A 21687-nucleotide genomic window follows, 5' to 3' on the forward strand; every position below is an offset into this window, starting at 1 on the left:
TCTCCTTTATTCTTTAATAATAATATAAACTCCAGCAATGACGACAAGTGACGTAATAATTGTCAGCATATCTAGTGGTGCACCCAAGAAAATAACTGCAAACAAGACAGTCCAGACTACATAGCTCACGTTCAAGCCTGTAGCCTTGGCTGGTTGTAAGCGATTGATAGCGATATAATAAGCCAAGTAGGAAATCATATCAAAGGCTGCAAAGACAATCATAAGACCTAACAATTGTCCATTAGCTACTTCTGCAAATGACTGATGAGAGAAGAGCACAATCACAAGATAGGACAAGAATGAAGTCACTTGACGGATTAAGAGTGCTTCGATTTCACTTAATTCACTTTCCATAGCAAAAGAGCTAAGGACACTTTCACTCCCCCATGCAATGGCACAAACCAAAGCACAGAGAATCCCAATGTAGAAGGAATTGACCTGTTCAACCTTATAGGTCTGGGCAATAATTCCTGCAATAATCAAGATAATCCCAAACACAGTATTTTTCGAAATCTTGTGCTTCAAGAAGAAGAAAGCCAATAAAACTGAAATCGCAGGGTAAATAGCTGATACAGATGAAGCTAAAGAACTTCCGATATACTTAACTGCATAAAGATTGGCCTGCATACCGATAGGGCCTGCTAGTAAGGCGCCGATGATAACACTAACATTGCGAATATTTAAGAAAATTGAGAGACGAACTTTTCCTTCTTTTACCAAGAGAAAAGCTAGTAAGATAAAGATACTCAAGAAATCATGAGCAGCGGCTACCACAAAGGGTGACAAATCTGTAAAAATCGAAAAGATATAAGCACTGATCGTTAGACCTAACCCCCAGAAAATACCTGAGAGTAGACCAAAAGAAACTCCATTTTTATTTTTCATCAGAACCTCCATAATAAGCTAGACCTTTAACAGCTCTTTGGTAACGATTTACACCATAGTCACCAAAATCTGCACCTTGCTCTTCCTTATAGACTGTCCATAGACTCCAAATGGTATCTTGTAAAATTTTATAAATAGCAATCTTTTCACGAGAGACAGGTGTTTGCTCACTCTCATAGTGAGATAAGAAAGCTTCTTCCTCTTGGGGAGTGAATTCAGATTCTAAAAAGAGGGCAGCCAAATCCCACATTGGATCATTCATTGATGAATATTCCCAGTCAATCAGATAAAGTCGTCCTTGAGGTGATTCGATAAAGTTTTCAGGCACCAAATCGATATGACAAGATTTTCTGTCAACACCTAAGTCAGCCAGTCTTTTCTCTAAAGAGAAGACTTCTTCTCTAACTGCTTCATAGTTGGCATAAGGGATTTTCTCTTCAATCAAGGATTCGTATTTTTTGATTTCTTCAAACGGAGCAAATTCTCCTCTTAATTCCTTGCCAGAAGCATGAATAGTTTGTAATATTGGAGCAATTTTATCAAATTTGGTCTTGATTGACGTTGAATCAAGCGTAATCGCAGATTCAATATACTCATTTACTTTAATACCAGCTTCAATATCAAAAAGATAATTTTTTACATCTAAGTCTAAATCTTTAAGTAGTTCAAGATTGTACTTTTCATCTTGACGATTGATCAGTTTTTCAGTCCCTTTACCAAAGAACTTAACAATGTATTGCTTATTTGTTGTTTTGGCCAAATAGTTTTGATTGGTCATTCCCCCCAGTTGTTCAACACTGAGGACTTCCTCTTCTTGACTAAGTAAGGAAGAAATTTTTTCTTTAATGATTTTCTCCACAATTAACCTCCAGCACCTATACTTCCCACTTAAACACTGTTTTAAAGGCTGTGTTTAAATCGGTCGCAAAGACACGGTGAATATCTTTAATTTCTCTTACAGGTTCTTCTAGATAAAGGATATTTTTAAGACGATTGGCAAATTTCTTGACTTCCATCATTTGGATTGCATTTTCAAAATCAATGCGACCAGAACGAGAGGAGCCTACCAAGAGCAAGCCCTTTTCTAAGGCATCGCGTGTATTGAGATTGACTTTATACTCGCTAACACCCATCATGAGAATCGTTCCCTGAGGACGAATGTAGCGAATCAGGTCATTAATAGCTGGTCCAGTACCATCACCACCACAACACTCAAAAGCATGGTCAAAGGCCAAATCTTCAGGAATATTATCAGTAATATAGCATTCCTTGGCAAAAGAGAAGAGTTCCAACTTTTCCCAATGACGACCAATAACCACAATCTCTGCTTCTGGCAAAGTATAGTTGATAATATTGGCAACCACAAAAGCTAAACTTCCATCTCCGATGACGGCGATTCGGTCCCGCTTGCTATGAGCAAGTGTCAATAAGCGATTCATAGCATGCATACCGACACTGACAAACTCTGTAATGGCTGCAACCGTATCTTCGATAGCATCATAAGGCACCACACGATCTTTAGGGAGAGAAACAAATTCTCTCATAAAGCCATCAAAGCCACTAGACAAGAAATGGGTCCCTATCATGTAGTTTTCATAGAATTCTTCATCACTCTGCATAGGAGGTTGATTGGGAATCATGACAACTTTTTGACCAACCTCGTAGGTTCCTGTCGGGTCAGAAATAACGGTTCCACATGACTCGTGAATCATTGCCATTGGAAGTTTTTTATTCAAAATCTTCGGATCACGTTTTCCTTGGTAGTAACGCTGATCCGCATGACAGACCGCCATATAATTAGGGCGGATGAGGATATGATTCTCTTGGTCAATAGCCTCTTCCTGATATTTGACATTGATAAACTTAGGCTTTGTTAGTTGGTAAATTTGATTAATCATTTTATTACTCTTCCTCAATCATGCTTTTTGCAATCTTCAAATCTGTTACTGTAGTAATTTTCAGATTTGAATATTCACCCTTAGCCAAGGCTACATCTTTTCCTTTGATTACAAAGATTTTACATGCATCTGTTAAGATTTCTTTCTCTTCGGCAGAGAGAGAACCGTAAAGATCCATGAAGTCCTTGCAACGGAATGTTTGAGGTGTTTGTCCTTGATAGAGGTGAGCACGATTTGGAATATCTGTAATAAATTGACCGTTAGTACTTTCAACGATAGTATCAACCGCTTCTACCACTGTGTCCACTGCGTCATGATTTTGAGCAAGTTTGATATTGTCTTGAATCATACGAAGCGTAATGAATGGACGAACAGAATCGTGGGTAACAACGATGTCCTCTGGAGTAAGCGGACGATAAGCATCAATGGCTTCAATGATTTTCTCAATACTCGTATTACGGTCAGCACCACCTTTTGTAATGATGATACGATCTTTATGAAGAGGTAGATATTTATCTACAAGATCCTCTGCATGGGAAACCCAGTCTCCATGAACCCCAACCACAATTTTTTCAATACTTGGTTCCAAGACAAATTTTTCAATTGTATGAATCAAAATAGGTCGATCACCTAGCTCTAAAAATTGTTTTGGCAAATTACTGATTCCCATACGTGTGCCAGTTCCACCGGCAAGAATTCCTGCATAAATCATCTATTTTCTCCTTTGTCTTACTAAAAAAACTTATTCTCTCTATTATACCACAATCTAGTCCTATCATAAAAGAAATACTAGTCATCCCGTTCTAGAATAGGAGGATTAAGCAGTTCCATTATTCAAAGAAACTAGACCATTTCCAGTAGTGACTAGGAATTCTATAGCCATTACTAATAAATAGCTGTGAAATTTTAGAGTTCTTTAGAATAATATAGTTTTCTTAAAGAAAACTTAAATTTATATTTTCTTAATACAAGAAAAAGCTAGGAAATGGTAAATTGTCTGACAGAGACACACTTCCTAACTTCTTATTTTTAGTAAAACTCACAAGTTTTAATCTTCCTTATCTTGATTTTCAGTTCCTTTAACTGCTTTTTTAAATTCAGATAGCATTTTACCGATTGACTCGCCTAGTTCAGGCAATCGTTTTGGTCCAAAGATCAAGAGAGCTCCTAAAACGATGATAATCAATCCTGGTGCTCCGATATCACGTAAGATTCCCATTTTTCTCTCCTTTCTGCTTGCGTTTCATAATGTATTTGCTGATGGAAATACTTAATTCATAAAGTAAAATCAAGGGGGCAGTCATTGCCAAATCGCTGACAAAGTCAGCTGGTGTCAAGATGACTGCGAGTACCAATAAAATAAAATAAGCATATCGGCGATAAGCAATCAATAATTCTGGTCCAATGAGTCCAATTGACGTCAAAAAGGCAATGATAACTGGCAATTCAAAAATCAGAGCCAAGGGCAAAGTCGTTTGAAAAACAAAGGACAGATAATTTTGAGCTGTTAACTGTGTTTCAAATAGCCCTTCTCCTAGCCCTAATAAAACCTGAAGTAAGGCTGGTGTTACAAAGTAAAAACCAAAAGCCAGTCCAACTAGAAAACAAAGGAAACTAGCTGGAATATAGGCAAAAATTGCTCTAGCTTCTTCCTTTCTTAAACCAGGTTTGATGAAAGACCAAATATGATAAACTGTATAAGGTAGGGTAATGGTAAAGGCCATCAGACTAGCCAAACGTATGTAAATCCATAAAATATCATTTGGCCCTAAAACAATCAACTTTTGCTGAAAAGATTGGGTCACATACTGGTAAATCTGGTCTGCAAAAAGCAGAGAAACACAGAAAACCAAAAAGAAACAAATGACCACAGCCAATAATCTCTTTCTAAATTCTACCAGATGTTCCACGATTGTCAATTCTTTTCTATCCATCTATTTTTCACCCTGTCTGAAAGTGACAATCAAAACGATAATCACAAAGATTAGCTGACTGGCCAATCCTTCCCAACTTGGATAAATTCCAAGCAGGTCGATAGTTGGAAATCCTGTCAACAAGTGGTTGGGGGCCATATTGGTCAACTGAAGAGCATGGATACTAACTCCCAGCATCTTGAATGCCAAAGCATAAATCATCCAAGTAAGGATAAAGAAGACCTTATGAGGTAGGAAGAATTGACTGGCCTTGTTTATCACGATTGCAATAATTAGCAGAACCAGCAAGGCAAGTGAAATTCCCAAGACAAATTCAAAACTGGAAATTCTTGGTAAAATCCCAACATAAAAGAGAATGGTTTCTGCTCCCTCACGGAAAATAGCTAGGAAACTAAGGGCAAACATGGAAACAAAGGAGCCTGTTTTGGTCACTGTCTCCATTTGTGACTCCATAAAGGCATTCCATTTTTTAACTGAAGATTTGCTGTGGAGCCAGATTCCAATCAAAATCATCATTGCTACCGCAAAAATTCCCACTGCTCCTTCGATGATTTCACGATTGGAGCCTGATGTCACTGCTGGAAAAGCAATTTGCAGGATGAAAGCAATGACAAGACTGGCCATAATTCCTGTGATAGCACCACCATAAACCCACTTGATCCCTTTACGCATCTTGGCTGCTTTCAAGGTCGTCACTAAGGCCATAACGATTAAAAGAGCCTCTACTCCTTCTCTTAGGAGAATCAGCATGGCATCAAAGGCATTGTAACGTGCGCTGGTATCAATTTGTGATAAATCTGCAATCAGTTTTTCTAATTTTTCTTGGTATTCCTTCTCACTTCCCTTAACCATAATCACAGGGCTTTCGCTTTCCACTCGAGTATAGAGAGATGGATTGGTCGTGCTAACAGAGCCCTCAATCGTTGGCCAGATAGCGATAAATTCCTTCATACTAGCTGCTCCTGATAATTGATCACCAGCTTGGAATTGCTCCAAAGCCTTCTTCAAAAGGGCAATGCCGTCTTTAAGACTCAAATCAGAAGATGCTTCTACTACTTCTTTTCCAGTTACAAAATCATCAATAGTCTTTTTTAAATCCTCAAAGGAAGTCTGGATGGAGTTAAAGTCTGTAGGTTCCGTTTCCATGCTACTACGCAAGAAAGAAATAGCTGTTTCAACACGGCCATAATGGGCCGTACTATTGTCACGAACCACACTTTCATTGATGGTCCAAGTTGAATTCATTTTCTTAAAAGTCTCTCGAACCTTTTCCAAATCTTTGGAGGCAATGGCCTGCTCTATGGCTTCAAAACGAGGACTTAGACGGTTAACCAATTTTTCCTTTTCCGCATCTAAGTCAACAGGATTTTGTTCTTTTTCAAAGGCCAATAAGGCTGCAGAAATTTCGGTAAGTTTGTCTTCAGTAATCTCACCTGACTGGGCTAACTTTTCCTTGACGACTTTACCAGCCTCAGAATTGCTGTCTTTTACTCTCTCGAAATCTGATGCCATCTCCTGAACGAGTTTCTGGGCTTCAGACTGATCACCATTTTTGACTGCTTTGGACGCATCTGTGATTTTCACGAAATAAGAACTCAAGCTTTCTTGGGCACCTACTGGGGAAAGAATTAAAAGTGACAAAGCTAAAACCACGAACCAGCTTCTAGCCTTCCAATAATTTCTGACCAATGTAGCCTCCTTTCTCCACACCACCAAAGCAAGCAAAGAGGCCACTACCGATGTGAGTGATGTATTCATTCATCTTATCAGTAGCACCTAGATTGGTTTGAACCTTGACAAAGTTATCAGGATCCTTCTGGAAAGAAATGAAGAGCAAGCCTGTATCAAACTGACCAGTCTTTTCATCAATTCCATCAGAGTAAGAATAAGAACGACGCAAAAGGGGCTTGTCTACTTCCTTAGCCAAACGGACATGCGAATCATCTGGTAAGAGACTCAAATCTACTTCATCAAACTCATTCTTCTTACCAAAAGGGGCACCACTTTCCTTGTAACGACCAAAGGTATTTTCTTGTTCTTCAAGACTAGTGCGGTCCCAGGTCTCTAAAAACATCTGAATTCGACGAACTGCCATATAAGAACCATTTTCCATCCAGTCCTTACTATCAGCCCAGATGACGCGGTCAAAGTCTTGCTCCTTGGTTGGATTTGCTGTCCCATCTTTAAAACCAAAGAGGTTACGCGGAGTCTCCATCCGATCTCCGATGGCAGCAAAACCAGACTGACTCCAACGAAGGGTCACTGCATTTCTCCCCTTACGAATGAGATTGCGAATAGCGTGAAAGGCAACTTGCTCATCATCGGCACAAGCCTGAATTACAATATCTCCACCAGTATATTTTTCACGCAATTGCTCTTTAGGAAAAGGCGGTAAATCTCTGAACACTTGAGGGCGCTTGTTTTCCAAGTTCATCTTACTCAAAAAACTTGCAGAAATACCAAAAGTCAGCGACAAGCGATGAGGATTGAGCCCGACTGTTTCACCAGTATCGCTCGGAGGCAAGAGAGCATTCTGGCCATCTTTTTTGACCAGTTCCCCCTCAACCAACTTGGCACTATAATCCGTCCAATCCTTGAACAACTGGACAATCTTATCCTTATCCGTCGTATGCAAGTCCAAAACAACAAAATAGATATTCTTTTGCATGGGCGTACTGATCCCAGCTTGATGCTTGCCATAAAAAGCAATTTTTTCATTTCCGTACGAGATTTTTTCTTGAGTTCCTAGCTTAGGTGCGAAAAAAGCAGAAGCACCAGAGAGTCCTAGTGCTAAACCAGCCCCTCCAATCCCTGCTTTTTTTAGAAATTCTCGACGGTCCATTTTCTTCTCAAAAAACTTTTCGTCTTTTTCAGTCATGACTCTTATTCTCCACTAAGAAATTTACCCATTTGTGACAGAGGTTCACCAAGTTTTGTCACAGCTTCTGACAATTCTTTGGTATCTTCTTTTGTCAAATCAGTATAGAGTTTGTAGTGTTCCTTGTCGGTCATGTGTTTGTCCAACAAATCATTGACAGACTTAAAGTCTGCGTCCAATTCTTTAACTAGGTTAGCGTCTGATTTTTCAAGCAAAGGTTTAAAGAGTTGGAAAATCTTCTCAGCTCCCTCAATATTGGCACGGAAGTCATACAAGTCTGTGTGAGAATAAATTTCCTCTTCACCTGTAATCTTACTTGTTGCCACTTCGTTAAGCAAGTCAACTGCTCCAGTCAACATGACCTTGTAGTCCACATCCACAGTTGCAATCTTGGCTTTCAATTCCTTGATATCATTTACCAACTGATCGCCGTAGCTTTCAGTTCCTTTAGTTGTATTGTCTTCCCAAAGGATACGCTCGATACGGTGGAAACCTGACCAACCTTCCTCTGTCTTGTTTTCGTCCATGTAGTCTGCCAAACGGAAGTCAATCTTGACATCTGACTCACCAAAACTTTCAGCAATCGGTTCTGAACGCTCATAAGACATACGAATCAGTGGATAAACCTTCTTAGCTTCTTCTAACTTACCTTCTTTCAAAAGTTTGACAAAGCCTTCCGTATCTGTCAACAGTTTATCAATTTGCTCTTGTACAAAAGTCTTATATTCAGCAGTGGCCTTATCAAGCATTTTCTACTTATCTTCAGACAAGGCTGTCACCTTGGACGAATCACTTGTGTTACTTGGCTTAGATTGATTATTAGCACAAGCTGTCAATAGCAAGGCTGAAGATAAAAGGACAAAACCTAGTTTTTTCATTGTTTACTCCTATTGGTTCAGGAAACCTGAATTAATTTTACGTTTCATTATAGCATGTTTTCACTCATTTTTCAATAAATTTTCAGACAATTTAATGTTAAGTAATTTATACTAATAATAGACTTTTAACCTCAAAATTGATAAAATAGGAAGGAAAATAAGATAAAAGGAAACTGAAATCACCATGATGAACATGCAAAACATGATGCGCCAAGCACAAAAACTTCAAAAACAAATGGAACAAAGTCAAGCTGAACTTGCGGCTATGCAATTTGTTGGCAAATCTGCTCAAGACCTTGTCCAAGCGACCTTAACTGGAGATAAGAAAGTTGTCAGCATTGACTTCAATCCAGCTGTCGTTGACCCAGAAGACCTTGAAACTCTTTCTGATATGACCGTTCAAGCAATCAACTCTGCTCTTGAACAAATCGATGAAACTACCAAGAAAAAACTGGGTGCTTTCGCTGGGAAATTGCCATTCTGAGCATAAGAAAAAAGCTCCATAATATCTGTAGATAAGTCTCCTACAGATATTATGGAGCCTATTTTGTTGTCTTCAAAAGCCTGAAAACATCAATACAATGCGTTTATTTTATATGAAAAGATCTACTGAATTTTTCAAAATAAACTTCCAGTAGTCTTTTCACTTTTTATTAATAAGTTCCTTCTTCACCTTGACTAGTCAAGATAACTGGTCCATCTTTAGTAATCACGAATTGGTGTTCATATTGACAAGATAAACCACCGTCAATGGTCTTATGCGCCCAGCCAGTTTTCATATCTGTATCAATTTCCCAGTCACCTGTATTGATCATTGGTTCAATGGTCAATACCATTCCTTCACGGAGACGAAGCCCACGACCAGCAATACCATAGTTAGGAACCATTGGTTCTTCGTGCATGGTTGGACCAACACCATGACCAACCAAATCACGTACTACACCGTAACCACGACTTTCAGCGTATTCTTGAATAGCTGCACCAATATCACCAATACGATTTCCAACAACAGCTTGCTCGATTCCCTTGTACATAGCTTCTTTGGTTACATCCATCAAGTTTTTCACTTCTTCGGACGGCGTACCAACAGCATAAGCCCAACATGAGTCTGCTAGGCCACCAGAGTAGCTCTGGGTGTATTTTTTCATTTGCTCCACATTGTTGAAGTTCAATTTTGAGACATTCAAATCAGATTTAGCAATAGGACCTCCCAAAACCATATCAACCTTGAGCAAATCACCATCTTTCAAGATATGGTGACGAGGGAAAGCGTGAGCTACTTCATCGTTAAGAGAGCAACAAGTAGCATAAGGATAGTCCATCATGGCACCGTCAACCCCAATCTGAAGTGGAAGGAAATTTTCTTCCTTACAACGACGGCGAACGTATTCTTCAACTTCCCACATATCTACTCCAGGCTTAATCAAATCACGCAAGCCGATATGAATACTTGCTAGAAAATCACCGGCCTTATCCATAGCTTCAATTTCACGAGCTGATTTTAATGTTATCATTTTTTCTCCTAGTTTCTAATTAATTTTAACGGTTACATTTGCTTTTGAAACAATCTGATGCCCATGATAAATATCGTAATCAATAATAGCTGACCGTCTCGTATGATGGATAATGCGTGCTTGAATGCGCAATATATCATCTATCTGAACAGCCTGCAAAAAGTAGATTAGCATCTGCTCGATAATGAGATTGCGACCACTATTAACAACCAAATCTTGAGTCATATGGGTCAGAATTTCTGCCAATACTCCATTAGCCAAAACACCGTTCTTCTCTAGCATAAAGGGTTCCACTGTAATCACTACTTCATCATGGTGATAAGAAAGTTTTTGACCAATCTGCTCAGAAAAAGTTGGTAGAGCCGAAACTTGGGAACGACTCATCTTCTCCATGACATCTCGTCTGGTTACAACCCCAAGCAAGGTTTGATTATTACGAACAACTGGTACCATTTCAAAATCTTCAGCAATCATCCGTTGACTCACATTGGCAATATTTGTAGATAATCCAACTAAAAATAGACTACGAGACATGACCTTATCAATTGTGGTACTTGGTGACTTATCACCAGCATCTCTCATAGTAACAACCCCAACAACAACCTGATGTTGATTAATAACAGGGAAACGACTGCTACGATTCTTACGTACCAAGTCCAAATAATCTTTAACAGTGTCAGTCTCTCTCAAAAAACCATACTCATGACTCGGACGGTACAGTTTCTCAACTGTCAAAATATCTGTTTTGATTTGGACATTTGACAAGGCTTTATTGATCATGGTCGCAACGGTAAAAGTGTCATGTTTGCTTCTTAAAACAGGAATTCCTTTTTGATTGGCCAGTTTAAGTACATCATCATGGACCTGAAATCCACCTGTAACCAGAACTGCATTTTCATTTTCCAATGCTAACAATTGAATACGAGTCCGGTCTCCGACAATCAAGAGTCCCCCATCATGAAGGTAAGACAAAATATTTTGCTCAGTCATGGCACCGATTGAAAACTTACTAAATTCTCTCTCTAAACCTTCTTGCCCAGCCAAAATCTCAGAAGAAGTCACTTCTGCAATTTCTGCAAATGTTAATCTTTCAATAGCAACTTTCTGAGATTTAACACGGATAGTACCACTTCTTGGACGAGTCTCTACAATTCCACGATTTTCAGCTTCTTTAATGGCCCGATAAGCCGTTCCATCACTGACTCCTAGATGGTTGGAAATACTTCGAACACTGACTCTTTTACCAACGGGTAATTCTTCCAAATAGCTTAGAATTTCTTGGTGTTTACTCATTAATTTCTCCCTTTACAAAGCGAAACTCAAGATAATCACGCATTTTCTTTGTATAGCGATCACTTCCTTTAAACTGACGAATCAATCGAAATCCAGACTTAAGAGCAACCCGTTGACTAGCTTCATTTTCAAGGTGGGTAATGATGGATAATTGTTTTAAACCAAATTCCCCAAAAGAAAGTTGGCAAAGTTTTTTAACAACTTCTGTCATAAAACCTTTAGACCATGAATCTTTTCTCAAAAAATAACCAAGTTCTGCTTCTTTTTTTATTTCATCTAGCTTTTCAAACTTAATTGAACCAATCATTTTTTCAGTTTTCTTATCACAAATAGCCCATACCCCTAAAGGAGCCTTCATAAAATAATTGGCCAGTGCATATTGACTTTCTTCTGGACTAGCTTGACTTGGAAAAATGAATTGTAAATTTTCTGGATTTGAAGCTATATCATGGAAGTCCTTACTATCACTAAAAAAGAAAGGACGCAAATACAAGCGATCCGTTTCAAAAAAAGAAAACATTGCTAATTTGGTCCAAATATTCATAAACACCTCTACGGTTTATTCTTCAACAAGTGTAATATCCGCTCCTAGATTACGTAATTTTTCAATAATATCTGAATAACCACGTAAGATGAACTCAATATTTGTAATTTCAGTTTTACCTTCAGCCATTAGACCAGCAATGACAAGTGCGGCCCCAGCTCTAAGGTCAGTAGCTTTTACATTTGCACCACGCAAACCACGTCCACCAGTATATAAAATGTGGTCGTTTGTAGTTGTAATATCCGCGTCCATCTTTGCTAGTTCAAAAACATGGTTTACACGTTTTTCATAAATTGTATCAATAATAGTACCACGCCCCTCTGCTGTTAACAAGAGAGGAGTAATTGGTTGTTGCAAGTCAGTAGCAAAGCCTGGGTAAGGAGCTGTCTTAATATTGATTGCTTTCAAATTAGACTGTTCTTCGACAAAAATACTGTCTTCAGATACAGTCATTCTCACACCCATTTCTTCCAACTTAGCGATGAATCCTTCTAAGTGTTCGTATAATACATTGTTGATACGAATTCCCTTACCAACTGCTGCAGCTAAGGAAATGTATGTTCCCGCTTCAATACGGTCTGGAATCACCTGATGACGCGTTCCATGTAATCTGTCAACACCATCAATAATGATAATATTGGTTCCAGCACCACGGATATGAGCCCCCATATTATTCAAGAGAGTAGCAACGTCAATAATCTCAGGTTCTCGGGCTGCATTTTCAATAATAGTACGACCATTTGCTTTAACCGCAGCAATCATCGTATTAATCGTAGCACCCACACTAACCGTATCCATGTAGATACTTGCACCATGAAGTCCTGTATCTTTGGCAGATAACTTCATGTTATCACCCTCGTAGCTAACAGTGGCTCCCATAGCTTCAAAAGCCTTAAGATGTAAGTCAATAGGACGTGGTCCCAAATCACATCCTCCAGGTAAACCAACTGTAGCTTCCCCAAAGCGACCTAAAAGACTTCCATAAAAATAATAAGATGCACGAAGACTATTGATTTTCCCATAAGGCATTGGAATATTTTGAACACCTCTTGGATCAATCTCTAACACATCGTCATAACGCTTAACGGTAGCGCCCATCAATTCCATAATTTCGACAAGACTAGCAACATCCGAAATATCTGGAACACAATCCAAAGTCACAACATCATCTGCCAAGATAATAGCTGGAATCAAAGCTACAACACTATTTTTTGCACCACTAATGGTAATCTCACCTTGCAGGGGCAAGCCACCATTGATAACAATTTTTCTCATTTTAAATTTTTAATACTCTTTCAAAATTTCTAAAAAGGTCCTACGTTAAAGTATACCATAATTTCACCTTTTTTTCCATCATTTTCAATTATATTAGCTGAATCGTATTTGTATTAACTGGCCTTTTTTAAAAAGTTTTGCCCCTTATTTGCCCCCTGCTACAAAAAAACCTATCATACAGGCTAGAAAGCTTGATATGATAGGCTTTTTTCATTTTAATTAACGTACTGTACGGATACGCATTGTGTTTGTACGTACAGCTTCTCCAACTGGTACACCAGCTACGATAACGATATCGTCACCAGATTGTACAAGTCCTGCTTCAACTGCTTTACGTTCAGCAATTTCGAACATATCATCAGTTGAAGATGGAGCATCTGTCAACATTGGGATAACACCCCAGTTCAACATCAATCCACGTTCTGTCAATTCGTCGAATGTCAATGCCAAGATGTCAGCATTTGGACGGTATTTAGAGATCAAACGTGCAGTGTGACCTGTCTTAGTAAGAGTTACAACCAATTTAATGTCCATTGAGTTAGTAGCATCTTTAACAGCTGAAGCCATTACTTCTGTCTTAGAGTTACGTTCAAATGAATCTGAGTTCAAGCGACCGTATTCGTTAAGAAGAGTTTGAGCGTTCTTGTCGATTGTAGCCATTGTAGTTACTGACTCAAGTGGGTATTTACCGTTTGCAGACTCACCTGAAAGCATTGTTGCGTCTGTACCATCGATAACAGCGTTAAATACGTCTGATACTTCTGAACGAGTTGCACGTGGTTTTTCAGTCATTGTTTCAAGCATGTTTGTTGCAGTGATAACAACTTTACCTGCAGCATTGACTTTCTTGATAATCATTTTTTGGTAAACTGGAACCATCTCGAATGGTACTTCGATACCCATGTCACCACGAGCGATCATGATACCATCAGCAGCTTCGATGATTTCATCCAAGTTATCGATACCTTGTTGGTTTTCGATTTTAGCGAACAATTGAACATGTCCATTTCCAGTTTCTTCACAGATTGCACGAACTTCGTTAACGTCTTTAGCAGTACGTACGAATGAAATCGCGATGAAGTTGATACCTTGTTCAAGACCGAAGCGGATATCATCGTTATCACGATCAGCAAGAGCTGGGAAAGGAATTTTAGTGTTAGGGATGTTAACACCTTTTTGTTTAGCAATTACGCCATCGTTTTCAACTTCAACTTCAAATTCACGAGTTGCATCATCTTTAGCAACCACACGAAGACCAAGTTTACCATCGTCAACCAAAACTTGACGACCAACTTCAACATCATCATAGATATCAAGAGCACCAGCAACGTTCAATGCAATCACATCACGAGTTGATTTGATTCCTTGTTTAGTCGCAACACGGATTTTCTCACCAGTTTTGTATGAATACTCTTTAGCTTCACCTTCGAACAATTCTGTACGGATTTCTGGTCCTTTTGTATCAAGAAGGAAACCAACTTTTTTACCTGCAAGTTTTTCTGCAAGTTTAACAGTTGCCATACGCTCACCTTGTTCTTGGTGGTCACCGTGTGAGAAGTTGAAACGGAATGTGTTAGCACCAGCTTCAATCAATTTAGCAATGTTTTTAGCTGAAGCTTCAACATCAAGTTTTTCACCCCAGTATCCGTCATCACCGAATTTTTTACCACCACGGATTTCTACCGCAGGTCCCAAAGTTGCAACGATTTTTACACGTTTATTCATGATTTTTGTGACTCCTTTATATATATGACCTTTTTGGTCTTATTAACTAAATTATAAATTATGACAAGCTCTTATTCAAGCTAGATAGCTCAAGGTCAGCCTTGTGTGGGTTGTTAACCACAATCTTACCACCTGCAGTAAGGCTAAACAATGCTCCTTCTTCTGCAGTTCCAAGAATTGGGTTTTCAACCATTTTCTCGTTACGGATACCAACCGCAACACCACCGATACCTTCTTTAAGAAGTTTAACAGCATGGGCACCCATACGTGACGCCAAAACACGGTCACGCGCAGTTGGAGAACCACCACGTTGAATATGTCCAAGTTCTGTCACACGAAGGTCGCTTGTATCCCCAGCTTCTTTTAGTTTTTGACCAAATTCAGCTGCTGACATAACACCTTCTGCCAAGACGATGATATTGTGTTTTTTACCACACTCATAACCGCATTTAATGCTTTCAACGATATCTTCAATCTTGAATCCTTCTTCAGGAATGATGATTTCATCAGCACCAGTTGCAATACCAGCCCAAAGAGCGATATCACCAGCGTTACGTCCCATAACTTCGATAACAAATGTACGACGGTGACTTGATGATGTATCACGAATCTTATCGATAGCGTCCATAGCAGTCGTAACTGCTGTGTCAAAACCGATTGTAAAGTCAGTACCAACGATATCGTTATCGATTGTACCTGGAAGACCGATAGCTGGGAAGCCATGCTCAGTCAAACGCATAGCACCGTGGTAAGATCCGTCACCACCAATAACAACTACACCTTCAATCCCGTGTTTTTTCAATTGCTCAATCCCTTTAAGTTGCCCTTCAAGTTGAGCGAACTCTGGGTAGCGAGCTGAGTGAAGGAAAGTACCACCACGAGAAATGATGTCCCCTACTGAAGCTGCATCTAGGGGATGAATTTCACCGGCAACCATACCAGCATATCCATCATAGATACCAAACACTTCCATTCCTTCTGAAATTGCTTGACGAACAACTGCACGGATGGCAGCGTTCATACCAGGGGCGTCTCCACCACTAGTCAAAACAGCAATACGTTTCATATTGGTTATGCTCCTTTTTCTTTTAACATTCTTACTGATTATACCACATTTACGTTGAAAATTCTTCTATTTTCCGTAATTTTAGCGATAAATCGTTTTCATAACTATTCCATTCAATTTCGCTTCTAATTCATCAGATTTAGCTACAAAATGATGGGGAGAAACAATTGTTCTCTGTTCCTCTTCATACCTGATAATGACTGGGATTGGGCCTTTATACTGGTCTAAAATACGTGACATTTCTTGATCCGAGTCATGATTTTTCACCTGAATCCAAAAGCGCTCAGCCACTGCTTCTCTTATTTCTTGTGCAATCATTTGCAGACGACCGTCACGTGACTGGACTTTCCCTTTAATATAGTAGAAGGCTCCTTCTCTTACTTCCTGACCAATCTGTCGATATAAATCTGAAAAGAAGGTAACATCCAATTTTTTCTTACTGTCATCCACCTGTAAGAAAGCCATATTTTCACCCTTTTTGGTACGAATTACTTTTATCTTCTGAACTTCAACCAATATAATAGCATAGCTATTTTCTGATAAATTACTAATAGGAGTGATCGGATAAATAGCCTTACTTGCAATAGCTTGTAGTGGATGTTTGCTGACGCCTACTCCTAGAAGCTCTTGTTCCATGTAGAATTTTTCTTGCTCCGTCCAGTCCTCCGAATCTTGCCAACTATAGATGGTCTCTCCAAATAAGCTTCCTAATACTTTCACAAATTCAAATAGATTAGATAAGTTATTGAATACTTTTTTACGATTTTTTTCAAATGAATCGAAAAGACCAACTTTTACCAAAGGTTCCATCAAGGGAAGTTTCAAATAATTCTCAGGTAGTTTAGCTAAAAAATCTTCAATATTAGAATAAGGTCTATGTTCAATAATCCAAAGCGCCAAATCCTTGCTGAGCCCCTTAATCGATTTCAAACCTAGATAGATAGACTTGTTGGCAATTTTATCGTGATAGGGAATAGTATTAATGGACAATGGGGCTACTTCAAAACCTGCTTCTAAGGCATCTGTTACATAATCACTGTTGGCAGAATTTAACATGACCTGATAAAAAATGGCTGGATAATGTGTTTTGAAATAAGCCAACTGGAAGGCCAAGGCTGAGTAGGCATAGGCGTGAGATCTATTAAATCCATAACCTGCAAACTTCTCCATGACATCAAAGACCTGCTCTGCTTTTTCCGCAGTATGACCAGCTTCTATGGAGCCTTGAATAAAGGAAGCCCTCATCTCATGCATGGCAGAGGCATCCTTTTTACCCATAGCTCGACGCAAAATATCGGCTTTCCCAAGACTAAATCCAGCAAATCGCTGAGCAACCTGCATAACCTGCTCCTGATAGAGCATAATGCCATAAGTTGGAGCCAAAATATCCTCCAGAGCTGGATCGAGAACAGTCACTTCTTCCTGCCCATGCTTTCTTGCCACAAAATTATTGATGTAGTCACTGGCACCTGGTCGATTTAGAGAAGTAGTTGCTACGACATCTTCAAAACAGACTGGTTGCACACGTTTGAGCAAGCGAATGGCACCAGGTTGTTCAAATTGAAAGATACCTTTTGTATTGCCAGAGGCAAATAAAGCTAACGTTTCTTTGTCTTTCAAATCAATTTCTTCAATTTTAAGGTGAATACCTTCTGATTCAGCAAGCAATTCTTGCATCTTCTGGACAAAGGTCAAATTTCGCAGTCCCAGAAAATCCATCTTCAAAAGTCCGCTAGATTCAACTCCATGAGCATCATACTGAGTCAGCGGAATTTCGTCACCATGTTTTAGAGGGATGTAATTGGTCAAATCTTGGTCACTGATTACAACACCAGCCGCATGGACAGAGGTTTGTCTTGGATAGCCCTCTATCTTGCAGGCAATTTCAAAGGCTTTTTGGTATTCTAACTTACTATTGATTTGCTGACGAAACTGGAGGTTACCCTCATAAGCCGACTTGAGATTATCACGAAAACTGATTTTCTTGGTAATTGCAGATAATTCATACTCTGGCACACCAAAGCGCTTCAAAACATCTCGCAGAGCTTGCTTAGCCCCAAAGGTAGAAAAAGTAACGATTTGAGCCGCATGTTTACTACCATATTTATTACCAACATATCTGATAAAATCTGGACGATAAATATCAGGAATATCAATATCAATATCAGGCATGGTATAGCGTTCACGATTGAGGAAGCGTTCAAAAATGAGATCCTTCTCCACAGGGTCAATCCCTGTAATGTCTAGAGCATAGGAAACCAAGCTACCTACGGCAGAACCCCGTCCCATCCCCATATAGTAGCCATTCGAACGTCCGAAACGCAACAAATCCCAAACAACCAAGAAATAATCATCAAAGCCCATATCATGAATAACAGCCAATTCTTGGTCTAGACGGTCTTGATATTCTTTACTAGACAACCCCTTCTGAGCAAGCCCCAATTCAGCACGCTCTCTCAACTCTTCTACGGCTGGTCTAGCTGGATTAAAACGAGGCAGTTTCAGACTCGTATCCAAGTCATAAGAAATGCCTGAAATAAGCTTTTCTAAATTGTCAAGGGCTTGCGGAAAACGTTCTTGGAATAATTTTTCTAAAGAATTTGCTGATACAAAGACATCTTGTCGTGAACGCAAGGGAACTTCTCTAAGTGGTAGATTTTCTTTAATCGCTGTTAAGACTTGCAAAACTTCTCTATCCCTGCTTTCAAAAGCATTTACCCGATACAGTGGCAAAATAGGATGATGAAATTCGCTTGCCAGTGTTTCTGGGTAAACCCCTATATAGTAATCACAGCCTATATTGAGCGACTCCAGTCCATCAAAATAAGGCACAATTACCGCAATATCCTCTAGATACTGAGATAAAACTGACCAATCTTTCTCCCCCTGCATCTTGGATGTTGATAGTTTCATCAACTGCTGATAGCCCACACTAGATAAAGCTAAAAAGCGCAAATTCACATCCTTATCATCTACAAGCACATTCATTTCAAGCCCTAACAAAGGATGAATGCCGTATTTTTTTGTAACCTCTAGAAAATCGAAAGCCCCGTAAAGATTGTCAATATCCATCATAGCCAGATGAGTGTAGCCATAGTCTTTTGCTACTCTCACATACTTGTCGATTGAAATGACACTCTCCATAAAACTATAGACTGTTTTTGTATCTAGTTGTGCGATCAATTTACACTTCTCCTCTATCGTTCTCACTATATTATACCATTTTCTTAAAATTTCTATTACTATTACTGATACTTTAATATCTAATAGCTCAAATCATAGTTAATTAGACAATCCTTGGATGATTTCCAACAGTACCACTAATATTTTTGTATTTAAGCTTATCATTTCACATGTTTATTTTATAAATACTTATTTTTATTTATTATAGTTTCTATTAATTTTTATAGTATCTTTTCTCTCTATTTTTTGATATAATAACCTTAATATATTTCATAAGTAGGAGGCTTTTATGCGTTTTAATCAATTCAGCTATTTTGCGCTACCTAGAGATACAATTATCTTTGAATTAAAAAAGTATGGATTTGATTTACCAGTCAACATCACAAATAAAAAAATGCTTGAAGCGTTTCTTATTCGTTTCTTTTTTAATTATAAAGATAGTGCCTATCCTCTATCCTGTTTAGCAGTTGATAAAGAAACTGACTTACTGACTTTTCTTCAGTCAGACAAAGAGTTGACTGCAGATATTTTCTATATTGTAGCCTTTCAACTTTTAGGTTTTTCTTACTTGGTTGACTTCGAGGACAGTGATGTTTTTCGTAAAGAAACTGGTTTTCCCATCGTATACGGTGATTTGATTGAAAATCTCTATCAGTTACTCAATACTCGTACCAAAAAAGGGAACACACTTATCGACCAACTTGTTAGTGACGGTCTTATTCCTGAGGATAATGACTATCACTACTTTAACGGCAAAAGTTTAGCAACTTTTTCTAGCCATGATGTCATTCGAGAAGTCGTTTACGTTGAGTCTCGTGTCGATACTGACCAAAAAGGTCTACCAGATCTAGTCAAGGTCAGCATTATTCGTCCTCGTTATGACGGGCAAATCCCTGCTATCATGACAGCGAGTCCTTATCATCAGGGAACCAATGATAAAGCTAGCGACAAAGCACTTTACAAGATGGAGGGCGAACTCGAGGTTAAACTTACTCACAAGATTGAGCTAGAAGAACCTCAACTAAATCTCGTCCAAGCCCAAGGTCAAGCTGAGCTTGTGTCAGAAGCTGAGGAAAAACTGACGCACATCAACGCTAGCTATAGTCTCAACGACTACTTCCTTCCACGTGGTTTTGCTAATCTATATGTTTCAGGTGTTGGTACAAAAGACTCCACAGGTTTCATGACTAACGGGGACTATCAGCAAATCGAGGCTTATAAAAATGTTATCGATTGGCTCAATGGTCGTTGCCGTGCCTTTACTGATCACACGCGCCAGCGTCAAGTCAAGGCTGACTGGTCAAACGGAAAAGTGGCCACAACTGGGCTTTCCTATCTAGGTACCATGTCCAATGGTCTTGCGACCACAGGTGTCGATGGTTTAGAAGTTATCATTGCCGAGGCTGGCATTTCTTCATGGTATAACTACTACCGTGAAAACGGTCTGGTCACTAGCCCAGGTGGTTATCCAGGTGAGGACTTTGACTCCCTTACTGAACTAACCTACTCTCGTAATCTCTTGGCTGGTGACTATATCCGTGGGAACGAAGCTCACCAAGCTGACTTAGAAAAAGTAAAAGAGCAACTGGATCGCAAGACTGGCGATTACAATCAGTTTTGGCATGACCGCAATTATCTGCTCAATGCCCATAAAGTAAAGGCTGAGGTTGTCTTTACTCATGGTTCTCAGGATTGGAATGTCAAACCGCTTCATGTTTACCAGATGTTTCATGCCCTTCCTGCTCACATAAACAAGCATCTCTTTTTCCACAATGGCGCCCATGTGTACATGAACAACTGGCAGTCTATTGACTTCCGTGAGTCCATGAATGCCTTATTGACTAAGAAATTACTGGGACAGGAAACAGATTTCCAACTTCCTACTGTCATCTGGCAGGACAATACAGCTCCTCAGACTTGGTTATCACTTGATAACTTCGGTGGGCCAGAAAACTTTGAAACCTTCTCACTTGGTCAAGAAGAGCAGTTTATTCAAAACCAGTACTCAGATGAGGATTTTGAGCGTTATGGTAAGACCTACCAGACCTTCAATGCAGAGCTCTACCAAGGAAAAGCTAATCAGATTACTATTGACCTTCCTGTGACCAAAGATCTTCACTTGAACGGTCGAGCTCGACTCAATCTTCGTATCAAATCCAGCACAAACAAGGGGTTATTATCAGCCCAACTGCTAGAATTTGGACAGAAGAAATACCTACAACCTTATCCAGCTGTTTTAAGTGCTAGAACCATTGACAACGGTCGCTACCACATGTTGGAAAATCTCTGTGAATTACCATTTAGACCAAATGAACAGCGAGTCGTGACAAAAGGTTACCTTAATTTACAGAATAGAAATGATTTACTGTCAGTAGAAGATATTACTGCAGATGAATGGATGGATGTGCAATTTGAACTGCAACCAACTATTTACAAGTTAAAAGAAGGAGATACTCTCCGTCTAGTCCTTTATACTACTGACTTTGAAATCACCGTATGTGACAATACCGCTTACCAGCTGACTGTTGATCTTGAACAGTCTACACTTATCTTACCTTGTCAAAAGGTATAATGTAACAGACATTCAGTATGGAAAAATTTCCACTTGAATAGT

17 protein-coding genes and 1 pseudogene are annotated in these 21687 nt (G+C 39.2%); 2 read left to right on the forward strand and 16 right to left on the reverse strand.

Annotated features, from left to right (window positions below):
- Positions 1-6 precede the first annotated feature (6 nt).
- The 9 genes and pseudogenes from D8855_RS02405 to efeO form a co-directional block, all read right to left on the reverse strand.
- A complete protein-coding gene (locus D8855_RS02405; RefSeq protein ID WP_125415806.1) occupies positions 7-885 on the reverse strand; it encodes a DMT family transporter in 879 nt (292 codons plus the stop codon).
- Complete coding sequence (gene licA, locus D8855_RS02410) at positions 875-1744, reverse strand: choline kinase LicA (RefSeq protein ID WP_125415809.1); 870 nt, start codon at positions 1742-1744, stop codon at positions 875-877. The genes D8855_RS02405 and licA overlap by 11 nt, the downstream gene beginning before the upstream one ends.
- A gap of 16 nt (positions 1745-1760) precedes the next feature.
- On the reverse strand, positions 1761-2783 hold the full coding sequence (locus D8855_RS02415; protein ID WP_049488776.1) for a ribitol-5-phosphate dehydrogenase: 1023 nt from the start codon (positions 2781-2783) through the stop codon (positions 1761-1763).
- A gap of 4 nt (positions 2784-2787) precedes the next feature.
- Positions 2788-3495, reverse strand: a complete 708-nt coding sequence (locus D8855_RS02420) for an IspD/TarI family cytidylyltransferase (protein WP_049488774.1) — start codon at positions 3493-3495, stop codon at positions 2788-2790.
- A gap of 336 nt (positions 3496-3831) precedes the next feature.
- Positions 3832-4002, reverse strand: a complete 171-nt coding sequence (tatA, locus tag D8855_RS02425; RefSeq protein WP_000512112.1) for a twin-arginine translocase TatA/TatE family subunit — start codon at positions 4000-4002, stop codon at positions 3832-3834.
- Positions 3986-4717, reverse strand: a complete 732-nt coding sequence (gene tatC / locus D8855_RS02430; protein ID WP_125415812.1) for a twin-arginine translocase subunit TatC — start codon at positions 4715-4717, stop codon at positions 3986-3988. The genes tatA and tatC overlap by 17 nt, the downstream gene beginning before the upstream one ends.
- Positions 4718-6406, reverse strand: coding sequence for an FTR1 family protein (locus D8855_RS02435; RefSeq protein ID WP_125415815.1), 1689 nt, complete (start codon positions 6404-6406; stop codon positions 4718-4720).
- Complete coding sequence (efeB, locus tag D8855_RS02440) at positions 6381-7595, reverse strand: iron uptake transporter deferrochelatase/peroxidase subunit (RefSeq protein WP_125415817.1); 1215 nt, start codon at positions 7593-7595, stop codon at positions 6381-6383. Before efeB ends, D8855_RS02435 begins: the two co-directional genes overlap by 26 nt.
- A gap of 5 nt (positions 7596-7600) precedes the next feature.
- Positions 7601-8473 (reverse strand): annotated as a pseudogene (gene efeO, locus D8855_RS02445) (iron uptake system protein EfeO).
- A gap of 184 nt (positions 8474-8657) precedes the next feature.
- On the opposite strand from efeO, the gene D8855_RS02450 reads away from it, so the two are divergent.
- Positions 8658-8957 carry a YbaB/EbfC family nucleoid-associated protein gene (locus D8855_RS02450; RefSeq protein ID WP_000981526.1) on the forward strand — a complete coding sequence of 100 codons (300 nt, stop codon included), beginning with the start codon at positions 8658-8660 and terminating at the stop codon, positions 8955-8957.
- 169 nt (positions 8958-9126) lie between these two features.
- On the opposite strand, the gene D8855_RS02455 is transcribed toward D8855_RS02450, so the two are convergent.
- The 7 genes from D8855_RS02455 to D8855_RS02485 all read right to left on the reverse strand — a co-directional run bounded on the left by D8855_RS02455 (position 9127) and on the right by D8855_RS02485 (position 19073).
- Positions 9127-9987: a methionyl aminopeptidase gene (locus D8855_RS02455; RefSeq protein WP_115904417.1), complete on the reverse strand. Its 861-nt coding sequence runs from the start codon at positions 9985-9987 to the stop codon at positions 9127-9129.
- Between the two features lie 15 nt (positions 9988-10002).
- Positions 10003-11280 (reverse strand): CBS-HotDog domain-containing transcription factor SpxR, encoded by a 1278-nt coding sequence (gene spxR / locus D8855_RS02460; RefSeq protein ID WP_125415820.1) that lies wholly within the window; start codon positions 11278-11280, stop codon positions 10003-10005.
- Positions 11273-11824, reverse strand: coding sequence for a GNAT family N-acetyltransferase (locus tag D8855_RS02465; RefSeq protein WP_020902408.1), 552 nt, complete (start codon positions 11822-11824; stop codon positions 11273-11275). Before D8855_RS02465 ends, spxR begins: the two co-directional genes overlap by 8 nt.
- 15 nt (positions 11825-11839) lie before the next feature.
- Positions 11840-13099, reverse strand: a complete 1260-nt coding sequence (locus tag D8855_RS02470; protein WP_125415823.1) for a UDP-N-acetylglucosamine 1-carboxyvinyltransferase — start codon at positions 13097-13099, stop codon at positions 11840-11842.
- Positions 13100-13318: 219 nt separating this feature from the next.
- Positions 13319-14824, reverse strand: coding sequence for a pyruvate kinase (gene pyk, locus D8855_RS02475; protein WP_004254582.1), 1506 nt, complete (start codon positions 14822-14824; stop codon positions 13319-13321).
- 58 nt (positions 14825-14882) lie between these two features.
- Complete coding sequence (pfkA, locus tag D8855_RS02480) at positions 14883-15890, reverse strand: 6-phosphofructokinase (protein ID WP_004254585.1); 1008 nt, start codon at positions 15888-15890, stop codon at positions 14883-14885.
- 81 nt (positions 15891-15971) lie between these two features.
- Positions 15972-19073 (reverse strand): DNA polymerase III subunit alpha, encoded by a 3102-nt coding sequence (locus tag D8855_RS02485; protein WP_185757549.1) that lies wholly within the window; start codon positions 19071-19073, stop codon positions 15972-15974.
- A 289-nt stretch (positions 19074-19362) separates the two neighbouring features.
- On the opposite strand from D8855_RS02485, the gene D8855_RS02490 reads away from it, so the two are divergent.
- The gene (locus D8855_RS02490) at positions 19363-21645 is read left to right on the forward strand and encodes a Xaa-Pro dipeptidyl-peptidase (RefSeq protein ID WP_125415829.1); all 2283 of its coding nucleotides are present in this window, start codon (positions 19363-19365) and stop codon (positions 21643-21645) included.
- Positions 21646-21687: the final 42 nt, after the last annotated feature.

Source organism: Streptococcus mitis (assembly GCF_003942685.1).
Classification (GTDB): Bacteria; Bacillota; Bacilli; order Lactobacillales; family Streptococcaceae; genus Streptococcus; species Streptococcus mitis_CD.